The organism is Hyphobacterium marinum (assembly GCF_036330325.1).
GTDB classification, from domain to species: Bacteria; Pseudomonadota; Alphaproteobacteria; order Caulobacterales; family Maricaulaceae; genus Hyphobacterium; species Hyphobacterium marinum.
This window is the reverse complement of record NZ_JAZDRO010000001.1, coordinates 548,282-568,352: the sequence shown is the minus strand read 5'-3', so window position 1 is coordinate 568,352 and position 20,071 is coordinate 548,282. Positions and strand designations below refer to the sequence as shown.

Annotated in this window: 19 protein-coding genes; 12 read left to right on the top strand and 7 right to left on the bottom strand. The window is 64.7% G+C overall.

Annotation, left to right across the window (positions count from 1 at the left end; translation table 11 throughout):
* On the bottom strand, positions 1-555 hold the full coding sequence (locus V0U35_RS02795) for an ActR/PrrA/RegA family redox response regulator transcription factor (RefSeq protein WP_330195132.1): 555 nt from the start codon (positions 553-555) through the stop codon (positions 1-3).
* 36 nt (positions 556-591) lie between these two features.
* On the bottom strand, positions 592-1,914 hold the full coding sequence (locus V0U35_RS02790) for an ActS/PrrB/RegB family redox-sensitive histidine kinase (RefSeq protein ID WP_330195131.1): 1,323 nt from the start codon (positions 1,912-1,914) through the stop codon (positions 592-594).
* 89 nt (positions 1,915-2,003) lie between these two features.
* On the opposite strand from V0U35_RS02790, the gene V0U35_RS02785 reads away from it, so the two are divergent.
* From V0U35_RS02785 to V0U35_RS02770, 4 genes are read left to right on the top strand one after another with little or no spacing between them, the layout of a single operon-like run.
* Positions 2,004-2,741, top strand: a complete 738-nt coding sequence (locus V0U35_RS02785) for an ABC transporter ATP-binding protein (protein WP_330195130.1) — start codon at positions 2,004-2,006, stop codon at positions 2,739-2,741.
* Positions 2,738-3,541, top strand: coding sequence for an ABC transporter permease (locus V0U35_RS02780; RefSeq protein WP_330195129.1), 804 nt, complete (start codon positions 2,738-2,740; stop codon positions 3,539-3,541). Before V0U35_RS02785 ends, V0U35_RS02780 begins: the two co-directional genes overlap by 4 nt.
* Positions 3,542-3,546: 5 nt before the next feature.
* The gene (locus V0U35_RS02775; protein ID WP_330195128.1) at positions 3,547-4,194 is read left to right on the top strand and encodes an SCO family protein; all 648 of its coding nucleotides are present in this window, start codon (positions 3,547-3,549) and stop codon (positions 4,192-4,194) included.
* Positions 4,195-4,251: 57 nt separating this feature from the next.
* A complete protein-coding gene (locus V0U35_RS02770; RefSeq protein WP_330195127.1) occupies positions 4,252-5,475 on the top strand; it encodes a polyhydroxyalkanoate depolymerase in 1,224 nt (407 codons plus the stop codon).
* 77 nt (positions 5,476-5,552) lie between these two features.
* Here the strand turns inward: V0U35_RS02770 and V0U35_RS02765 are convergent, their stop codons facing one another.
* Both V0U35_RS02765 and V0U35_RS02760 read right to left on the bottom strand, forming a co-directional pair.
* Positions 5,553-7,166, bottom strand: coding sequence for an aq_1923 C-terminal domain (locus tag V0U35_RS02765; protein WP_330195126.1), 1,614 nt, complete (start codon positions 7,164-7,166; stop codon positions 5,553-5,555).
* A 109-nt stretch (positions 7,167-7,275) separates the two neighbouring features.
* Entirely contained in the window at positions 7,276-9,249 is a 1,974-nt protein-coding gene (locus V0U35_RS02760; RefSeq protein WP_330195125.1) for a transglycosylase domain-containing protein, read from the bottom strand.
* Positions 9,250-9,432: 183 nt separating this feature from the next.
* Between V0U35_RS02760 and V0U35_RS02755 the strand changes: the two genes are divergently transcribed.
* The gene (locus V0U35_RS02755; RefSeq protein WP_330195124.1) at positions 9,433-9,630 is read left to right on the top strand and encodes a hypothetical protein; all 198 of its coding nucleotides are present in this window, start codon (positions 9,433-9,435) and stop codon (positions 9,628-9,630) included.
* On the opposite strand, the gene V0U35_RS02750 is transcribed toward V0U35_RS02755, so the two are convergent.
* Positions 9,627-11,477, bottom strand: coding sequence for a cation:proton antiporter (locus tag V0U35_RS02750; RefSeq protein WP_330195123.1), 1,851 nt, complete (start codon positions 11,475-11,477; stop codon positions 9,627-9,629). The two genes, V0U35_RS02755 and V0U35_RS02750, sit on opposite strands and share 4 nt — an antisense overlap.
* A gap of 59 nt (positions 11,478-11,536) precedes the next feature.
* Here V0U35_RS02750 and V0U35_RS02745 point away from each other — a divergent pair, with 59 nt between their 5' ends.
* The gene (locus V0U35_RS02745; RefSeq protein ID WP_330195122.1) at positions 11,537-11,821 is read left to right on the top strand and encodes a hypothetical protein; all 285 of its coding nucleotides are present in this window, start codon (positions 11,537-11,539) and stop codon (positions 11,819-11,821) included.
* On the opposite strand, the gene V0U35_RS02740 is transcribed toward V0U35_RS02745, so the two are convergent.
* A complete protein-coding gene (locus V0U35_RS02740) occupies positions 11,822-12,358 on the bottom strand; it encodes a hypothetical protein (protein ID WP_330195121.1) in 537 nt (178 codons plus the stop codon).
* 67 nt (positions 12,359-12,425) lie between these two features.
* Here V0U35_RS02740 and V0U35_RS02735 point away from each other — a divergent pair, with 67 nt between their 5' ends.
* Positions 12,426-13,439, top strand: a complete 1,014-nt coding sequence (locus V0U35_RS02735; protein WP_330195120.1) for a glycerophosphodiester phosphodiesterase family protein — start codon at positions 12,426-12,428, stop codon at positions 13,437-13,439.
* Between the two features lie 68 nt (positions 13,440-13,507).
* On the opposite strand, the gene V0U35_RS02730 is transcribed toward V0U35_RS02735, so the two are convergent.
* Positions 13,508-13,723 (bottom strand): cold-shock protein, encoded by a 216-nt coding sequence (locus V0U35_RS02730; protein ID WP_373696361.1) that lies wholly within the window; start codon positions 13,721-13,723, stop codon positions 13,508-13,510.
* A gap of 276 nt (positions 13,724-13,999) precedes the next feature.
* Between V0U35_RS02730 and V0U35_RS02725 the strand changes: the two genes are divergently transcribed.
* From V0U35_RS02725 to katG, 5 genes are all read left to right on the top strand, one after another.
* Positions 14,000-14,329 carry a hypothetical protein gene (locus tag V0U35_RS02725; protein WP_330195118.1) on the top strand — a complete coding sequence of 110 codons (330 nt, stop codon included), beginning with the start codon at positions 14,000-14,002 and terminating at the stop codon, positions 14,327-14,329.
* 188 nt (positions 14,330-14,517) lie between these two features.
* Positions 14,518-15,534, top strand: a complete 1,017-nt coding sequence (locus tag V0U35_RS02720; protein WP_330195117.1) for an aspartate-semialdehyde dehydrogenase — start codon at positions 14,518-14,520, stop codon at positions 15,532-15,534.
* A gap of 102 nt (positions 15,535-15,636) precedes the next feature.
* A complete protein-coding gene (rarD, locus tag V0U35_RS02715) occupies positions 15,637-16,539 on the top strand; it encodes an EamA family transporter RarD (protein WP_330195116.1) in 903 nt (300 codons plus the stop codon).
* A gap of 43 nt (positions 16,540-16,582) precedes the next feature.
* Positions 16,583-17,542, top strand: coding sequence for an alpha/beta fold hydrolase (locus V0U35_RS02710; protein ID WP_330195115.1), 960 nt, complete (start codon positions 16,583-16,585; stop codon positions 17,540-17,542).
* 197 nt (positions 17,543-17,739) lie between these two features.
* Positions 17,740-19,896 carry a catalase/peroxidase HPI gene (gene katG, locus V0U35_RS02705; RefSeq protein WP_330195114.1) on the top strand — a complete coding sequence of 719 codons (2,157 nt, stop codon included), beginning with the start codon at positions 17,740-17,742 and terminating at the stop codon, positions 19,894-19,896.
* Positions 19,897-20,071: the final 175 nt, after the last annotated feature.

Genomic DNA, 20,071 nt, shown 5'->3' with positions numbered 1-20,071 from the left:
TCAGCGCGGAGCCCGCTTAGCGAGAATCCGCTGCAGGGTACGTCGATGCATGTTCAGCCGCCGCGCTGTCTCCGAGACATTGTGGTCGCAGAGCTCGAACACGCGCTGGATATGTTCCCAGCGGACCCGGTCGGCCGACATCGGGTTTTCCGGCGGAGCCGGACGGTCGCCCGAGGACAAGAGCGCCTTGACCACATCGTCCGCGTCGGCGGGTTTGGAGAGGTAATCCACCGCCCCGAGCTTCACCGCCGACACCGCCGTGGCGATATTGCCGTATCCGGTCAGTATGACGACCCGGCAGTCCGGGCGGTGCGTATGCAGCGAGCGAACCACGTCCAGCCCGTCCCCGTCTTCCAGCCGCAAGTCAAGCACGGCAAAGGCGGGGGGGTTGCCCCGCGCGATCTCGCGCGCCTCGGCCACCGTTCCGACCGCCGAGACGATGAAGCCGCGTTGCGTCATGGCGCGGCCCAGGCGGGTGCGGAAGGGCGCATCGTCATCGAGAATCAGCAGCGACTTATCGTCGGGAAGATCAAGGGGCTCGGCAGCGTCAGTCATGCGCGATCAATTCCTTTCCGGTCGTCCAGACCTGTCCTAGCCCGCTTCGGAAGCGACCTCCAGACGGGATCGTGGCCAGCGGAGCGTGATCACGGCTCCACCCAATGTGCCACCATTGGCGAAATAGGCCGTCCCGCCGATTCTTTCCAGCAGGGTGATGGCAATGAACAGGCCAAGGCCCAGCCCGCCGCCCGGTTCGTCCCGGCGGCGCGAGGAGATGTAAGGCTCGCCGATCTTGGAAAACATGTCCGCCGGAAAGCCGGGGCCGTCATCGGCAATGACAATCTCGATCGTCTCGTCCGTCCAGCTGGCCGCTACCGACACTTCGCTGTCGGCGAATTCGACGGCATTTTCGATGAAATTGGTCAGCCCGTAGAGCAACTCCGGACGCCGTGCCAGCACTGGTTCGCGGGCTGCTTCGTCTTTGCCGTTGATGGCAATCCGGATTGACGTACCCAGCCCGCGCAAGGGCGCGCTGACTTCCTCGAGCGCCTGTTCGATCGACAGGCGATCATGAACCCGGTCGCTGGTTTCACCCTGGCGTGACAGGCGGCCGAGAATGTCTCGGCAGCGTTCGGCCTGCGACACCAGCAGTTCCGCGTCCTCCTTCAGCGTCGCGTCAGAGGCCTCGCGCGCCATCTCCTTGGCGGTCAGCTGGATCGTGGCGAGCGGCGTGCCAAGCTCGTGGGCGGCGGCCGCCGCCATCGCTCCCAGCGCCGAGAGCTTTTGTTCCCGCGCCAGAATGGCCTGGGTCGCGGCCAGGGCGGTCCCCATGCGCAGCGCCTCCCGGCCGATTCGCCAGGCATAGGCGGCGGTAAAGGCGACGGTGATGACGAAGGCCACGGCCAAACCGGCGACATAGGTCGGCGGAATGTCGGGCGGCCCGTCCGGTCCCCAGGGCAGAGGCGCGCTGACGAAGGCCATGACCGCGACGGCCAGCAGCGCCACACCGCCCAGCGGTATCGAATAGCGCCGCGGCAGGGCCGCCACGCCCACCGTGACCGGCGCGACCATCATGATGATAAACGGATTGCTCAAGCCCCCCGTCAGCATCAGCAGCAGGCTTAACTGGGCGATGTCATAGGCGAGCTGCAGAAAGGTTTCTCGCGGCGTCACGAGGCGCTGGAGCGGTTGCGCGGCGAGAAGCGCGATATTCAGCCCGACGCTGGCGAGGATGGCGAGACCGCATGCGATCAGCGGCAGGTCAAACCCCAGCCCGTACTGCACGAAGAGAATCGCCGCCGTCTGCCCGCTGATCGCCAGCCAGCGCAGCACGATCAGGGTCCGCAGCCGGACCCGTCCGAAGAGCGGGGCCTCCCCGTCATCGGGGGCCTGGATGTCGAGTTCGGCTTCAGTCATGGCGTCTGGCATCTCTTATACGGCCTCTTTCGATGGACGCCGCCCCGTTTTTGCGAATAGGTTCCGCGCCCGGACCCGGCAGGAGAGTCATGGCGGCGGCGCTCGAAACTCACAACCTCACCAAGCATTTCGGCGATTCGGTTGCCGTGGACCGGGTCTCCTTCGCCATAGAGCGGGGCGTGACGACAGCCCTGCTCGGTGGCAATGGGGCGGGCAAGACCACGACAATCGCCATGCTGCTCGGTCTGGTCGCCCCGACATCGGGCGAGATCCGCATCCTCGGCATGGACCCGGCCCGCCAGGGCAGCGCAGCGCGCGCCCGGATGAATTTCCAGAGTCCCTATGTCGACATGCCCAAGCGCCTGACGGTGCGCCGCAACCTCTCCATCTACGCCAAGCTCTATGGCGTGCCTCATGCGCGTGAGAAGGTCGAGGCGGTGGCCGAGGCGCTGCAGCTGACCCCGCTCCTGAAACGCCGCACCGGGTCGCTGTCCGCCGGACAGGCAACCCGGGTCGGGATTGCCAAGGCATTGGTCAACGATCCGGACGTGCTGCTGCTCGATGAGCCCACCGCCTCGCTCGACCCCGATACGGCGGACTGGGTGCGCGGCGAACTGGAAGCCTATCAGACCCGATCCGGAGCCGCGATCCTCCTCGCCTCGCACAACATGGCCGAGGTCGAGCGCCTCGCGGGCCGCGTCCTGATGATGAAACAGGGCCGTCTCGTCGATGACGCGGCACCGGCTGACCTGGTGAAGAAATACGGCCGGGCCAATCTGGAAGAAGTCTTCCTGCAGATCGCCCGGCGCGAGGAGGCGGCGCAATGATCGCCTCCCTGCAACGCATTTCCGCCCTCGTCGAACGGCAATGGGTGCTGATCGCCGGCTCGTGGACGCGAATCGTCTCGCTGATGTACTGGCCGCTCGTCCAGATCGTCATCTGGGGGTTCATCCAAACCCATGTCTTCGCCGAGATCGGCCCGACGACGACACTGGTCGCCATCTCGGCTGTTGTCGGCGCGGTCCTGCTCTGGGATTTCTGCTGGCGCAGCCAGCTCGGTTTCGCCCTCGCCTTCCAGGAGGAAATCTGGTCGCGCAATCTCGGTCAGTTGTTCGCTTCGCCGCTGCGGCCCGGAGAATTCGTGCTCGCGCTGATGGCGATGAGCCTGACCAAGACCGTCATCGCCATTGCACCCGCCGTGATCGTCGCGGCGGTCGCGTTCGGCTTCAACCTGTTCTCGGTCGGCCCGGTGGTTTTTGCTTTCATCCTCAACCTGGTCGTCTTCGGCTGGGCGATCAGCCTCTTTGCCTCGGGCATGATCGCGCGCTACGGCCAGGGCGCGCAGGACATGCCCTGGGCGCTGATGTTCGGCATCACACCCTTTGCCGCCATCTATTACCCGGTCTCAGCCCTGCCTGAGGCATTGCGCCCCATTGCCCACGCCCTGCCACCGTCACACATCTTCGAGGGCCTGCGCGCCGCCATCGGCGAGAACCGGTTCGACGCGGGCGAACTCGCCTGGGCGACGGGCCTCAACCTGGTCTGGCTCGCAGCAGGCCTGATCGCCTTTTTCCTGCTCTTGCGTGCAGCCCGGCGCGTCGGAGCCATTCTGCAGATCGGAGAATAACCGACATGTCCAACCGCCCGCTCTGGTTCTGGCCCGTCATCGCGGGAAGCCTGACACTGGTCGCCGTATTTGCTGTCCTGCTGGTCGTGCGCCCCGGAGCACCAGACGGTCCGCGCCTCGGCGAAGTCCGTTCCTCGGGAACGGCACAGATCGGCGGGCCCTTCACCCTGGTCGACCATACCGGCCGCACCGTGACCGAGGCCGATTTCGAGGGCCGGGCCATGCTGATCTATTTCGGCTTTACCTATTGCCCCGACATCTGCCCCTTCTCGCTGCAGATCATGGACCTGGCGCTTGACCAGCTGGAGCCTGAAGACCGCGCCCGTATCCAGCCCGTCCTGATCACGATTGACCCCGAGCGGGACACCGCCGAGCAGATGGCCCTTTACGTGTCGAGCGATGCCTTTCCGGAAGGGCTGATCGGCCTGACCGGCACGCCCGAACAGGTTGCCGAAGCCGCCGCGGCGTGGCGGGTTGTCTACCGGCGGGTTGAAGACCCGTCCGGCGACCCCGACGCCTATGTCATGGACCACTCGTCCATCATCTACCTGATGGACGCCAATGGCGACTTCGCCCGCGTCTTCGCCCACGGCACGCCGCCCGCCGAAATGGCCGCCTCACTGCAAGACTTCCTTGATGAAGGCGGTGCATAGTCGTGAACATGGTAACCCGCTTCACCTGACCGAAGCCAAAGCCAGCAGGGAGAGCACATGCTCTACAGCATGTATGAACTGGGCCGTTTCGCACTGACGCCCTGGCGGGCGGCGGCCAACGCCACAAGAGCGACGCTTCGCGCGCCCTGGAACGCCTATGGCGACACGCTGGCAGGACGCACGACCGCAGCCGCGGCCGACCTGTTCGAATCGATGACCCGCCGCTACGGCAAGCCGGACTGGGACCTCGAACCGGTCGAGATCGACGGCAAGGTCCGCGCGGTCGACATCGAGACGGTCTGGGAAAAGCCCTGGTGTTCGCTGCTGCATTTCAAGCGCGAGGGCGCGCCCGAAGGCCAGCCCAAAGTCCTCTTCGTCGCGCCGATGTCCGGCCACTACGCGACCCTGCTACGCGGGACGGTGCAGGCTTTCCTGTCGGACCATGAAGTCTACATCACCGACTGGTCGGATGCCCGCATGGTTCCGGTCGCCGACGGCCGCTTCGATCTGGATGACTATGTCGAGTATGTCCGCGAGATGATCGCTGCGGCCGGCGAGGGCACCAATGTCGTCGCCGTCTGCCAGCCGGGCCCGCCGACACTGGCCGCCATCGCCCTGATGGCCGAGGACAAGGACAAGGCACGTCCGGCGACGATGACCTTCATGGGATCCCCCATCGACGCGCGCAAATCGCCGACCGTGCCCAACAAGCTGGCCGAGGAGCGCGACCTGAACTGGTTCGAGACCAATCTCGTCCAGACCGTGCCCTTCCCCTATCCGGGCGCGATGCGCCGCGTCTATCCCGGCTTCCTGCAGCTCACCGGCTTCATGAACATGAACTGGGAGAACCATGTCGACGCGCACTGGCGCTTCTTCAATCACCTGGTCGAAGGCGATGGCGACAGCACCGACAAGCACCGGGCCTTCTATGACGAATATCTCTCGGTCATGGACTTGAGCGAGGAATTCTACCTTCAGACCATCAAGGACGTGTTCCAGGATCACCGCCTGGCCACCGGCACGATGGCGGTGAAGGGACGGAGGGTGAAACCCGAAACCATCACCGATATCGCCCTGATGACGGTCGAGGGTGAGAATGACGACATATCCGGCATTGGGCAGACCCAGGCCGCACACACGCTGTGCACCGCCCTGCCCGAGGCCATGCGTGAGGACTGGGTGCAGCCGAAAGTCGGCCATTACGGCGTGTTTTCCGGCAGCCGCTTCCGCGCGGAAATCGCCCCGCGCATGAAAGCCTTCATGGCCGCGCACGCGCGCTGAGCCTTCCTTGGTCGCCAAAGAACAAGGCCCGGAGCGGAAATCGCTCCGGGCCTTTTCACGTCGGTCGCTGAAAACCTCTAGTCTTCAGCCGGTGTATTGGTGATCGTCAGCCCCATGGCATCGAAATCGAGCGCTTCGCTTTCGGCCTGTTCCATCAGCGTGCCGACAGAGACCGGCTGGTCCGGTTCCATGGCGATGGTGATCGTCCCGCCTTCATTGATGAATCCGACCAGTGCCTGTGACAGCTCGGTCAGCAGCGGGCGGGGGATTTCCGCCGGTGCGCCGAGCATGCCCAGCGTAACCATCGCCGCGGCCTGCTGACGCAGTTCAGCCTTGCTCATGCCCTGGGCGGCGGAACCGGCCGTCAGTGCCCGGTCCAGCAGGGACATGTCCTCGATGCGCAGCACGAAGCGATTGATCATCAGGGGATCGAACATCCCGTCCATGTCAAACTCGTCCTGGCCCTGCATCGACAGGCGCATGGCCGCCTGCGCGTATTCCAGATAGCCCGACAAATCCATTTCGGACTCGATCCGGAAGCCGTCCGTCATCTCGAAATAATTCTCGCCGCGGGTATAGATGCGGTCATCACCCCGGTCATAGACGGACTCGCCCGCAGCCGTGAATTCAAGCTGCTGATAGCCCAGCATACCAAGGCCCAGCGACATCTGCGCACCCAGGGGGTATTCGGTGTCGGGCCGGATCACGAGCGGTGTCATCTCGGTCGTTCCGACAATCGTGTTGCCGCTGTCGTCGATTTCACCGGTCATCCGGTCGAGCGTCACGAGGATGCCGCCGACATTCACGTCGAGCCCGCTCATCAGGAATGCGCCATAGGCATCCATCGGATCGTAGTCCGGCATGTCGGAGGCGGTCGCGTCCTCGCCGGCCGCGTCGGCCATGGCCTGGCGCATGCCTTCGGTGAAGGGCGCAAAGAAGGCCTGGCCGATCTCGTCCATCGACAGCTCGGCCAGCCGGATGCGGATGGGACCGGTCTCGGGCGAGGCCCCATCAATCTCCAGACCCATCAGCTCGAAACGCTGCAGCGTGTCACCGTCATAGCCGTCGAGCGCGAACCGGTTCATCGCGAAGCGGTAGTCTTCGCCGGACTCATCGTCCGTCCCTTCGGCGGTCAGTTCATTGAGGGCAATCAGGCCGAAGCGATACGCCGAGGTGTCGGTATCCTCGTCATCGCTGTTTTCGCCGGAAAACCCGCGCGCGATGTCCGCGACCAGTTCCGCATTCGGAGATTCCACGATGAAGCTGGCAAATCCACCGCCGCCGGTCTCGCTCTCGTCGGAGGAGACGAACCGGCCGTCCTCGATCGACAGGCGGTCGAAGATGACATCGCCATTGTCGTCAAAGCGTGGCCCCGCCACCGTCATGCGCGCGGCGTGGACTTCGTCGAAATCGATGTCGGAGTCGCCGTCTTCGGCCTCTTCGGCTTCGTCGGCGTCTTCATCGCTTTCGGTGTCGGTAAACACAACGCCGGTGAATGTGTAGACACCATCATCGAAGCTTCGGTCATCCCAGGTGACGATGCCGTCGCCGGAATTGCCGAGATACAGCGCGGCCAGCGCACTGTCGCCGGTGGCCTGGTCAACGCGCGTGACGGACACACCGTCGCCGCCGTCGGAATTGTTGCAGGCCACGAGCAGGACGCTGGCAGCCGTCAGGGCAAGGTATTTCATCGCTTCGGGGTCCCTTTGACTTCGGTCGGTTCACGCGAATGACGCATCAAGGTCACTGTAACCTTGCGGTCATTGATTGTCTGTCCCCGGTTTGGGGAATGTGCGCCGGTCAGTCCCGCCCGCCCAGGCGCGCGAGGAAGGAGGAAATCGGGTCCCGCCGCTCTTCGTCCTCGGCGTCCGGCTCCGGCTCGTAGACCGGTTCATTCCAGACCGGCTGGGCGACGGACGGCTCACGCGGCGCATGCGCGACAAAGCTGCCGAAAATCGACGCCGGCGGACCGCCGCCGACCGCATTGCCCGCGGGCGAGGAATCGTCATTGCCGACCCAGATCGCCGCCGTGATCCCGTCCGAATAACCCGCGAACCAGGCATCCCGGAAATCGTTCGTCGTGCCGGTCTTGCCGCCAATCGTCCGGCCCGGCACCGAGGCCGCACGGCCCGTCCCGTCGCGGACGACATCTTCCATCATCGAGCGCATGCGGGTCAGTGTGCGCGCGTCCAGGACAATCAGGCCCCGCGTGTCCTCTCGCTCATAGAGAACGGTGCCGTCCGGTGTCTCGATACGGGTAATGGCATGAGAATACGCCCGCTGCCCGCCATTGTTGAAGGCGGTATAGGCTGTGGCCAGTTCCAGCGGCGTCACCTCGAACGACCCCAGCGCCATGGACCGGTCAAGGCGGATCTCGCTCTCAATTCCAAGCCGTTCAGCCAGCCGCGCGACATAGCCGCGTCCGGTTTCCTCCGCGACGCGAATCGCGACGACATTCGAGGAGTGTACGAAGGCGTCGCGCAGGCTGATTGGTCCGCGATACTGGTCGCCATAATTCTGTGGCGACCAGTCGCCAAAGGCGATCGGCAAGTCATCGCGGATATCGCTGGGGCGCAAACCGCCCTCGAACGCCGCCGCATAGACAAAAGCCTTGAAGGCCGAGCCCGGCTGGCGGCGGGCCAGTACGGCACGGTTGAATTGGGATTGGGCGTAGTCACGGCCGCCGACCATCGCCCGGACCCCGCCATCGGGGGCCAGTGCGACCAGCGCGCCTTGGGTCGCACCGCGTGACAGCTCGTCATTGTCGAGCACGCTCGTCAGCGCCTGTTCGGCAGCGCGCTGGGCGTCGATGTCGAGCGTGGTATGAATGACCAGGTCCGCCCGCGGCTCGCCGGCCAGCTCCCGGGCTTCCTCCGCAATCCAGTCAACGAAATACTGGGCACCGGGGCTGGAGGCTTCCCGCGCCACACGGACCGGCGTATTGGCCGCCTCGATCCGTTCTTCCTCGGAAATGCGCCCGGTCTCGTACATCAGGTCGAGCACCACTGTGGCGCGCGCCGCGGCACGGGCGGTATCGCTCGCCGGGCTGTAGCGCGACGGGGCTTTCAGGAGACCGGCGAGCAGAGCGGCCTCGCCGAGCGTCAGGTCGCGCGCATCCCGGCCGAAATAGCGCTGTGCGGCGGCTTCCACGCCCCACGCTCCGGCCCCGAAATAGACCCGGTCGAGGTAGAGCGAGAGGATTTCATCCTTGGAGAATCGCGCTTCCAGCGCGAAGGCGAGCATCATCTCCTGCACCTTGCGCGTCAGCGTGCGTTCCGGCGTCAGGAACAAATTTTTGGCGAGTTGCTGGGTGATGGTCGAACCGCCCTGGACGACCCGTCCGGCGCGCAGATTGGCGATCAGGGCGCGTGTCGTGCCGCGCAGATCAATGCCCATGTGATCATAGAAGCGCCGGTCTTCGACCGCGAGTACCGCATCGATGAGATAATCCGGGAGATCGTCCACGCGGGCCTCGCGGCCATGCCCCGCCCCGCGTCTCGCGATGGTGCGGCCTTCATGGTCGAGAAAGACCAGCCCGCCCATGCGCGGCGGATCAAGGTCCAGCGTGTCGATCGAGGGCAGGTCGCGGGCGATCATGACCAGCCAGCCCGCGCCGATGAGGCCGATCACTACGAAGAGCGACAGCACCGGGCGGACCCAGCCGAAACGCTTTCTCGCGGAAGACCGTGCCGCAGGCTTGCGTCCGGGCGAACGCCGCTCGGGCGTGTCACGCCGCCAGGGGGGCGGCGGAGGATTGCGCCGGTCGTTTGCCATCGAGTGTCTGTTCCCGCCCGTCAGGTCCTGGTGTCGTCCAGGTCCCACACTGCACCGTGAAGGTGATGGCGAAAGGGCGTTAAGGCGGCGTGAATAGGGCACGCCCCTTGCCGTCGCCCCCAAGCCGGTCAATCATGGGGACGTCGCCCCGCCCTGCCGGGGCCGGACGAAGTGGGGACAGTCATGACATTGCGCGTTCGCCGTTTATGCGCCCTGGGCGCGGTTATCGCTTTAAGCGTGGCGCTGTCGGGGTGCCTGACGCCCTATGAAGGCAGCGATTCGGTCTGTCCCGGACAGGGTCCGAATTCGCCGAACTGGCCCTATTGCCATCCGTCCGAGCCGGGCGGCTCGCAACCAGCCGACTTTCCCGAACGCCTCTAGCTGGGGGCGTCCGCGTCCTTCGCGGGCGGTCCAAAACTCAACAGGACCGATCCGGGGCCGCCTTGCGGCTTGCGCGCCGGGCCTAAAAGGGCAATCCGCCCGTCAGACCGCAATTCAAGCACCGGCTCGGCACCCTCGGACAGTGACGCCAGGGCGTCTGTCACCGTGTATTCCTCGGTGATCTTGGTGGCCCGGAAACGCCAGCCACGCCACCAGTCCGCCGACACCGCTTCGTAATTCCGGCCCCGCGCCAGGAGTGTGCGTCCACGTGCGGTGAAGGCGATCGCCTTGGGGTCATCCTCGCCCTGACCCTCGGCCGCCGGGTCCTGTGCCGAGAGCTGGTAAACATGGCTGCGCCCCAGCTCGGGCGCATGATCAACGCAAACGAGCGCGTTGTAGGCCTCGTTCGCCGTTGCCGCGAGCAGGGTGGCGAACTGGCCCGGCTCCAGCCGGTATTCGGCGGTCTCTGACAGGACTTCGCCATGATAGGTGTCGTGCCCGGCCAGGCGCGCCTTGCGCAACCGCCGCCAATTAGTGTCGGCAATGGTGAAGGGCACCTCCATGGCCTTGAGGGCGTCAGCAAGACCCAGCGTCCAGGGATTGGCCCCGACGATCAGGAGCCGATCGCGCGTGTGCTTGATCAGGCCCAGGAATTTCGCCAGCGGGCCCAGCAGGAAGCCATAGCCGAACACGGTCGCGAACACGGTGGCAAAGATCAGCGGCGTAACGACCGCGGCATCCTCCCGCCCGCTTTCGACCAGCAGGCCGGCCAGGTGACCCGCCGTCGCCGCGGCCACGACACCGCGCGGTGCGACGGCGCTGACAAAGGCAATGCCCGGCCATTTCAGGGTCGATCCGGCAAGCGTCGCCGGCACGATGAGCGGACGGACCACGAGCATCAGGACCAGGATGAACAGCGCCGCGCGCCAGTCGAGCAGAAGCAGGCTTTCCGGCGTCAGGCTGGCCGCGAGCGCGACGAAGACCGACGCGACCAGCAGAGCGGCAAAGCCTTCCTTGAACCGCCGCATCTCCTCGATGGAAGCGAGCCGCGCATTGGCGAAGACAACACCGAAGACCGTGACGGCGACCAGGCCGCTCTCGGGCAGCACCATGTCCGAGGCGGCGTAACAGCCGACGACGGCCGCCAGTGTCAGCGGAGCCTTCATGTTTTCCGGAACCAGGCCGCGCTTGAACGCCAGCGACAACCCGTATCCGGCGACGAGGCCAATCACGGCACCGATAGCGGCACCCATCACGATGGCGAGCCCGGCATCAAGCCAGCTGGCCCCCATATCGGCCCGGCGCAGCGCCTCGTAGACAAAGACCGCCGCGAGCGCGCCCATCGGGTCGACGACAATACCTTCCCATTTCAGGACCGAGGAGACGCTCGACGGCAGTTTAGCCTGGCGCAGCAGGGGCAAGACCACGGTCGGCCCGGTGACGGTCAGGATCGCCCCGGTCAGGGCGGACAGGTCCCAGTCGAGACCCAGAATGTAGTGCGCGGCGACCGTGATCGCCGCCCAGGTTAGCGGAAAGCCGAGCGCGATCATCCGCCAGACCGGCCCGCCCGATTCCCGCAGGTCGCGGAAGTTCAGCGTCAGCCCGCCCTCGAAGAGGATGACCGCCACGGCGAGAGCGACCATGGGCCGGAGGTATTCGCCGAAGAGGGCCTGCGGATCGAGGAAGGGTTCACCGGTGGCCAGCCCCCACAGGGGGCCAAGGATCAATCCGGCTCCCATCATCAGCACGATGGACGGCCAGCGCAGACGCCAGGCCAGCCACTGGGCGAGGATTCCTGAACCGGCGATGATCGCGATCTTCAGGAGGATATCAGGCGGAGCGTGCATGGTGGGTCCTGTCTAGCGCGGTCCGGGCATCGGGTCGCGTGAAATCGGGGAGAAGGACGATGGACATTCCGGCAGAACTCCAGATCGCGCTTGTTTCGGCGGCCATCGCGCTGCCGGTGGGCGGGGCGGTTGTGCTGTTCGGCGCGGGACCGGTGCTGACTACGCTGGCGCGGGCCGCCCGGTTCACCTTGCGGCGGCGCCGGCTGGCAACCCTGGCCCTGGGGGCCGCCGCCTCCGGCGGACTGGCGGCGGCCAATGCTGTCGGTCTCGAACCTGTGGTCACGGGCGACGCCGTGGCCTGGTTCCAGTCCCAGATCGATGGCTGGATCGCATCCCAGGGCTGATCAGGCGTCTTTCGTCCGTTCGTCGTGCGTGAATTCGAACCCGATGGACCGCCCGCCATAGGCTCCGTTTTCGAAATGGTCGGCCTGGTCGTTGAACCAGTCGGTCAGCCGCGCATACAGCACGGCGAAGAAGGCCTGCAGCTGCTCGTCATCAAAGGGCAGGCGGAAGGCAAAGTCCTGACCGCCCTCGACCGAGACGTCGAGATCAGGGCCTTGCTTGGCGGCCGTGATGACGAGGCGGATCCAGTCGCCCGTGTGCGAAACCCGGACAGCGAGGCCGAAACTGATCGGTGAAAGCGGCAGGAAGCCCTTGCCCGAGACCGAGAACGCCCCAGACCCAAAGGATTGCGCCGCCCAGGCCCCGGTCGGCGGAACCAGATAAACGCACTTCTTCTTGTCGCCCAGATAGCGGCAGAACCCGGATGCGATAGCTTCGGCCAGCGACCGGATCAGCGCATAATTGTCCAGGCTCGCATCGCCATAGCGGCCGGCCGCTTCGGCCAGTTCGTCAAACCGTGTCGGTTTTTTCTCGTCCAATGTGCCGGCTCCATTCTGTCACGCAAATCAGGCTAGACTGTCCGCCACGGATTGAGGAGGGGCGATCATGCGCAAACTTGCGTTCACGGTTCTGGGAAGCCTGGTTCTGGCGGCCTGTTCACAGGGCGAGCCGGAAACACAGTCAATTCAATGGCCCACGCTGAGGGGCGAGGCCCCGCTTGTCATCGCGCATCGGGGTGCCAGCGGGGAGCGGCCCGAACACACGCTCGCCGCGTACGAACTGGCGATCGAGCAGGGCGCGGACGTCATCGAACCCGATCTGGTCGTGACCGCGGATGGCGTGCTCGTCGCCCGGCATGATGCCTATCTCTCAACGACGACCGACGTGTCCGCTCGCCCGGAATTCGCGGACCGGCAGCGCGAGCTGTTCGGGCGCAATGACTGGTGGGTGTTCGACTTCACGCTCGCCGAGCTGCGCACGCTGCGCGCGGTCCAGCCCATGGACAACCGGCCGGATGACCATGACGGAATATACGACATCCCCACCTTCGAGGAGATTCTGGAACTGGTCGAAACCCGCCAGGAGGCTTGCGCCTGCGTCATCGCGCTCGAACCCGAGGTCAAGCACCCCGCAGAGTTTGCCGCCATCGGCCTTGATCCCCTGCCGCTACTCAACGCCATCCTCCTGGAGCACGACCTCTATGCCGAGGATGCACCCATCGTGATCCAGTCCTTTGACCCGGGTTTCCTGATCCGGATGAATGCCGTCGCGCCGATACGCCTCGCCATGCTCTATTCCGGTCCCGACGAGCCCGGATATGACATGGACGGCTATCCGCTCGACGCGGTCGCGCAATTTGCCAGTGCGCTCGGGGCCAACAAGGCGCTGCTCTTCGACGAGGACGGCAATGACAGCGGCCTCGTCGGCGAGGCTCACGCGCTCGGCCTCGACGTTCATGTCTGGACGGTTCGGGACGACCGAGAGCCCGTCGTGGGCGAGAGCGTCGAGGATGAATTGCGCGCGCTCTATGCGCTCGGCGTCGATGGCGTATTCGCCGACTTTCCGGCTACGGCACTCGCGGTCCGGGCGGACATGGCCCAAGGCATGACCGGCGAGTGACCGCGCAAAGAAAACGGCCGCCGGATGGCTCCGGCGGCCGCTTCCATGTGCGTGTCTGTCAGTGACGCTTAGTCGGCGTACTGCAGATTGACCGCTTTCGGGCCTTTGCCGCGCTTGTCCGGCTCGGTCTCGAAGGAGACGCGCTGACCGTCGTCGAGGCCGGGCAGACCGGAGTCGTTGACCGCAGTGATGTGAACAAAGACGTCCGCACCGCCGTCATCGGGGGTGATGAAGCCGAAGCCCTTGCTCTTGTTGAAGAATTTGACCGTACCTGAGGCCATGATGGGGATACCTTCCCGTAACTGACGGCGCGTCCGACGTCCTATTCAAGTCTGCCGCCAGCGTCCTGGCGGGTCTTACGGACGTCGAAGTGTCGGGGAAGGCTGAAGTCTCAATTACCGGCCGTTTGAGGGCCGGGGCAGGCGATCAGTATTCCGCCGGGCCTTGCGAGGCCGCCCGTGCGCGAAGAGATATGGATGCAGACGTCCCGTTACGCAAGTAAAACATGCGTGTCCCGTCCGGGCGCGCTAGACTGGCGGCATGGACAAGATGACCGGACAATGACCCGCCGCCGCCCTTTCCTCGACCGGACCTACCGGTCCCGCGAACGCGCCGCACGGCAGCGCAAGGCGGATTTCAATCCCGCGACGATGATCCGCTGGGCGGGCCTGGGCGCAGCCATCATGATCGGTCTGGCGGTTTTCGTCGGCTTTACCAGTGGCGGCCAGGATATTGCCGGCCGTCTGGGTTTCCTTGCAGGCTTGTCCCAGCCCGTCCTCTTCGGCGCGTCATGGCTGGATATCGGCGTGATCGGGATCGTGGCCGTCGCGGTCGCCGCCATCCTGCTTCGGTCTCGCCGGACGCGCTCGGATGAAGACGACGCGTCCTGACGGTCAGGGATCGCGGGGCGGACCCCGTCGGCCCCGGGCCCTCGCCGCCGAGACGAGAATGGCGACCAGGATCAACAGGAAGAAAATCCCGATCGCGCCCAGCAGTCCCATCATGCTCATGGCGGTCTCCCAAAGTGCGAAAGTCAGGCTATAACCCGCGCGAAGCAACGGCAAACGGAGCAGTCGTCATGGGCGTCAGGGTCGCGGTCTTGGGAGCAACGGGCGCGGTCGGCAAGGAAATGCTGACCATTCTGGAGGAGCGGAACTTCCCCGCCGATGCCATCCACGCGCTCGCCTCGCGCCGTTCGATCGGCCGTCAGGTCTCCTATGGCGACCGCACCCTGAAATGTGTGGACGCGGCCGGGTTCGATTTCTCGCAGGTCGATCTGGTCCTGGCCTCGGCAGGCGGCGACATCTCCCGGGAGTATGGCCCGAAGATTACCGCTTCGGGCGCAATCCTGGTCGACAATTCCTCGGCTTTCCGGATGGAGCCGGACATCCCGCTGGTTGTCCCGGAAGTGAATCCGGATGCGGTCGATGGCGTCTCGAAGGCGCGGATCATCGCCAATCCGAACTGTTCCACCATCCAGACCGTGGTCGCGCTGAAACCGCTCCACGACCTCGCGGGCATCACCCGGGTGTCGGTCTCGACCTATCAGTCCGTCTCCGGCGCGGGCACGGGCGCTATGGACGAGTTGTGGCGTCAGACCAAGGGCCGTTTCGTCAACGACCCGGTGGAAAAGAACGAATTCTCCAAGCAGATCGCCTTCAACGTCATCCCGCGAATCGGCGACCTGATGCCCGGCGGCACGACGAATGAAGAGTGGAAGATGGCCGTCGAGACGAAGAAGATTCTCGATCCCGATATCCGCCTGATCGCGACCTGCGTCCGCGTGCCGGTCTTCGTCGGCCATGGCGTGGCGGCCCATGTCGAGTTTGCCAAGGAGATAAGCCCCAAGCTCGCCCGCGACACGCTGCGCGACGCGCCGGGTGTCATGCTGGTCGACAACCGCGAGGATGACGGCTTCGTCACTCCGGTGGAGTGCGTCGGCGAGTTTGCCGTCTTCGTCAGCCGCGTGCGCGTGGACCCGACCGTCGAGCATGGCCTGGCGATGTGGATTGTCTCGGACAACCTCCGCAAGGGCGCGGCGCTCAACGCGGTCCAGATTGCCGAACTCCTGCTCGAACGGAACCATCTGGGCTGACGGGCCCCGTCATTTCTGCATGGCCGTCCACCGCAGGAATCGGCTCGCACTGTCCAGGACACGTGCTTAAGTCGTGGCCTCAAGCCAAGCGGGAGTGATGCCATGACAGAGGTTCAGGACAGGGACATCCGTCGTGCGTTGCTCGCCGGACTGACCGGCTATCTCATCTGGGGGGTCTCGCCGCTCTATTTCCAGCTTGTCGGATTTGCGAGCGCGCTGGAAATCGTCGCCCACCGCGTGGTCTGGTCCCTGCCCATGCTGTTTGCGGTGCTTCTGATCGCCGGAAAGCTTCGGCCGGCCTTCCGTGCCATTGCCGACCCCAAAGTCCTGCTGACCATGCTGGCGACCGCCGCGCTGATCTCGGTGAACTGGCTGATTTTTGTTCAAGCGGTCAATGGTGGCCAGGTGCTACAGGCGTCGCTGGGCTATTACATTAACCCGCTGATGAGTGTAGCCGTCGGCGTTGTCATCCTGCGCGAGCCGCTGGGCCCCTGGCGGATCGCCGCCATCGTGCTGGCCTCGCTGGGCGTGCTCAACCAGATCATCGCCGTCGGCGAAGTGCCCTGGATCTCCCTTTCCCTGGCCGTCACCTTCACCGCCTATGGCTACTTAAGAAAGATTGCCTCGGTGGACGGGCGTGTGGGCCTGTTCTGGGAAACCGCTTTCATCCTGCCCTTCGCGCTCGCGGCACTGGTCTGGATGGGGCTTGAGGGACAAAGCCAATTCCTCGACAGCCCGGCCAAGGCCGCGCTTCTGATCGTCGCCGGTCTCGTCACCATTGTCCCGCTTCTTCTTTACATCATCGGCGCGCGGGGCTTGCGCCTGTCGACAATGGGCCTCCTGCAGTTCACCGCACCGAGCCTTCAGTTCGCCATCGGGGTGATGTCGGGCGAGCCCTTCACCCCGGCCCACATGGTCACCTTCGGGCTGATCTGGGCCGGGGTCGCGACCTTCACCTGGAGCCAGCTGCGCCGGGAACGCAAAGCGGTGGCGGCGGCCTCCTGAACCGGTCTAGGCTGGTGGCCAGGACCGAATCCGGAGAGCTGCCATGTCTGATTTTCCTGCCGCGAGGCGAATTGCCACCAACGGGATAGAGCTCTCGGTCCATATCGACGGGCCGGAGACCGGTACGCCGCTTCTCCTCGTCCATGGCTGGCCGGAGCTCGCCTATAGCTGGAAGCCAGTCTGGAATGATCTCATTACCGCCGGTTACCGGGTCATCGCCCCGGACCTGCGTGGCTTCGGCGCGTCCGACCGGCCCGAGGGCACCGAGAACTACGGTATCGATGCCCTGGTCGCTGACCTGACGGGCCTGCTCGACGCGCTCGATATCAAAAAAGCCGTCTTCTGTGGCCATGACTGGGGCGGAATCATCGTCTGGCATGCCGCCATGCTGGCCGCCGACCGCGTGGCCGGGGTCATCGGGGTCAACACGCCCCACCTGCCACGGCCCGCCACCCCGCCGACCGAGGCTTTCCGGGAGTTGGGCGGAGAGGATCACTACATTCTCCGCTTCCAGGAACCGGGCTATGCGGAAAGCCGGTTCACGGGACGGGAAGACGATTTCTTCGCCTACATTTTCGCCAAGCCGCCACCGGCGTCGGTGCTCGACGCCCTCTTCCCCGACATCACCCATATCGTGAAGAATTTTGAAGGCTTCGAGGGACGTCCCGAACGCCGCATCGTGGTGCCGAAGGCCGACCGCGACGTGTATGCGGAAATCTACAAGCGGACCGGATTTGAGGCCGGGCTCAACCTGTACCGGAATTTCGATGCCAACTGGCAGCGCATGGGCGGTATTGATCACCGGCTCGCCATGCCCTGCCTGATGATCACGGCGGAGTGCGATTACATGCTGCCGCCCAAGCTGGCCCGCTGGATGCCGGCGCTCTGTTCCGATCTCGAGATGCACACGCTTGAGGGGTGCGGCCACTGGACGATGTGGGAACGCCCAAAGGAATTGGCAGAGCTGATGACGGCCTGGCTGGGGACGCGCGGCGCGCCTTAGCTTTCAGTCACTTACTTATTGAAAGTAAGGACACGGACATTCAACCGGTGTTCCGCGCGCACGCCGGCCAGTCAATAGATTTGTTCAATGTCATATGCACTAATTATTGATTAGACCAATGCGCCTTACAGGTGCGATTATCTCCGTGAAGAAAGACCGGGCCAGCAACGGGCCGGCGATCAGCAAGGGAGAGAGACATGGACGACGCCGCAGCAGGGAAATGCCCGGTCATGCATGGTGGCATGACGTCATCGAAATCCTCGGTGACATCGTGGTGGCCGAATGCGCTGAACCTCGACATCCTTCACCAGCACGACACCAAGACCAATCCGATGGGCGCGGACTTTGACTACCGCGAAGCCGTCAAATCGCTCGACTTCGAAGCGGTCAAGGCCGACGTCAAGGCGCTGATGACCGACAGCCAGGACTGGTGGCCGGCGGACTGGGGCCATTATGGCGGCCTGATGGTCCGCATGGCCTGGCACTCGGCCGGCTCCTACCGCCTGTCGGATGGACGCGGCGGTGGCGGCACCGGCAATCAGCGCTTTGCCCCGCTCAATTCCTGGCCTGACAATGTCAGCCTCGACAAGGCCCGCCGCCTGCTCTGGCCCGTCAAGAAGAAGTACGGCAACAAGCTCAGCTGGGCCGACCTCATGATCCTCGCCGGCAACATGGCCTATGAGTCGATGGGCCTGAAGACCTACGGATTCGCCTTCGGTCGCGAAGATATCTGGGGGCCTGAAAAGGACATTTACTGGGGCGGAGAAACCGAGTGGCTGGGCCGCGACCGCTATGAAAGCGAACTCGAGGAAACGCTCGAAAATCCGTTGGCTGCCGTGCAGATGGGCCTCATCTACGTCAACCCCGAGGGGGTGAAAGGCCAGCCCGACCCGGCGAAGACGGCTTTGGCGGTCCGAGAGACCTTCAAGCGCATGGCCATGGATGACGAGGAGACCGCAGCGCTCACCGCTGGCGGCCACACGGTCGGCAAGGCGCACGGCAATGGCGACGCGTCAACGCTTGGGCCGGACCCGGAAGCGGTCGGCGTCGAAGCGCAGGGCTTCGGCTGGGCGAATTCAACCGGCAAGGGCTTTGGCCGCGACACCGTGACCAGCGGTATCGAGGGGGCCTGGACATCCAACCCGACGACATTCGACATGGGCTATTTCGACATGCTGCTCGACCACGATTGGGAGCTGACGAAGAGCCCGGCCGGTGCAAACCAGTGGAAGCCGGTCGATATCGACGACATCGACATGCCGCCCGACGTCGAGGACCCGTCGATCAAGACCATGCCAATGATGACCGATGCCGACATGGCGATGAAGGTCGATCCCATCTACCGGGACATCATGGAGAGATTCCGGGCCGACCCGGAGTATTTCAAGGACACGTTCGCGCGCGCCTGGTTCAAGCTGACCCACCGAGACATGGGCCCGAAGACCCGCTATATCGGCCCGGACGTGCCTGCTGAAGACCTGATCTGGCAGGATCCGGTTCCGGCCGGCCCCACCGGCTATGATGTCGACGGGCTGAAGACCGCAATTGCCGACAGCGGCCTGTCCGTCGCCGAACTGGTCTCGACCGCCTGGGACAGCGCCCGCACCTATCGCGGATCAGACATGCGCGGCGGAGCCAATGGAGCCCGCATCCGCCTCGCGCCGCAAAAGGACTGGGTAGCCAACGAACCGTCCCGGCTGCAAAAAGTCCTCTCCGCGCTCGAGCCGCTGGCCAACAAGGCCGGTGCCAGCCTCGCCGATACCATCGTGCTGGCCGGCGGCGTCGGCATCGAGAAGGCGGCCAAGGCGGCAGGTGTTGACGTGTCCGTGCCCTTCACGCCGGGCCGGGGCGATGCCACCGACGAGATGACCGATGCCGAGAGCTTCGACGCGCTCGAGCCGCTCGCCGACGGTTACCGCAACTACCATGTGAAGAAGTATGAAGCGGCCGCCATGGAAATGATGGTCGACCGCACCCAGCTACTCGGCCTGACCGCACCGGAAATGACGGTTCTGGTCGGCGGCATGCGGGCGCTTGGGACCAATCACGGCGGCACCCGACACGGTGTCTTCACCGACCGAGCGGGCGCGCTGACCAACGACTTCTTCGTCAATCTGGTGGACATGTCCAACCGCTGGGAAAAGCGCGATGACGGCCTCTACAATGTCATCGACCGCAAGTCCGGCAACACCAGGTGGACCGCCTCCCTCGTCGATCTGACGTTCGGGTCCAACTCGATCCTCCGGGCCTATTCCGAAGTCTACGCCCAGGACGACAACGAGGCGAAGTTCGTCAAGGATTTCGTCGCGGCCTGGACCAAGGTGATGAATGCCGACCGCTTCGACGTGAACTGACCATCACCGCTTGCAGTGAATGACCGCAACTCGCGGGAGCAGGCCATGGCCTGCTCCCGTTTTGTTTTGGGCTTCTCCGGCTCTCAAGCCTACCCATCCGGTTCTTCCACTTGATCCAAAGACCCGAAGCATGATCGGCCAGATTTTATGTCATCCCGGTCAAGCCGCATCAGCG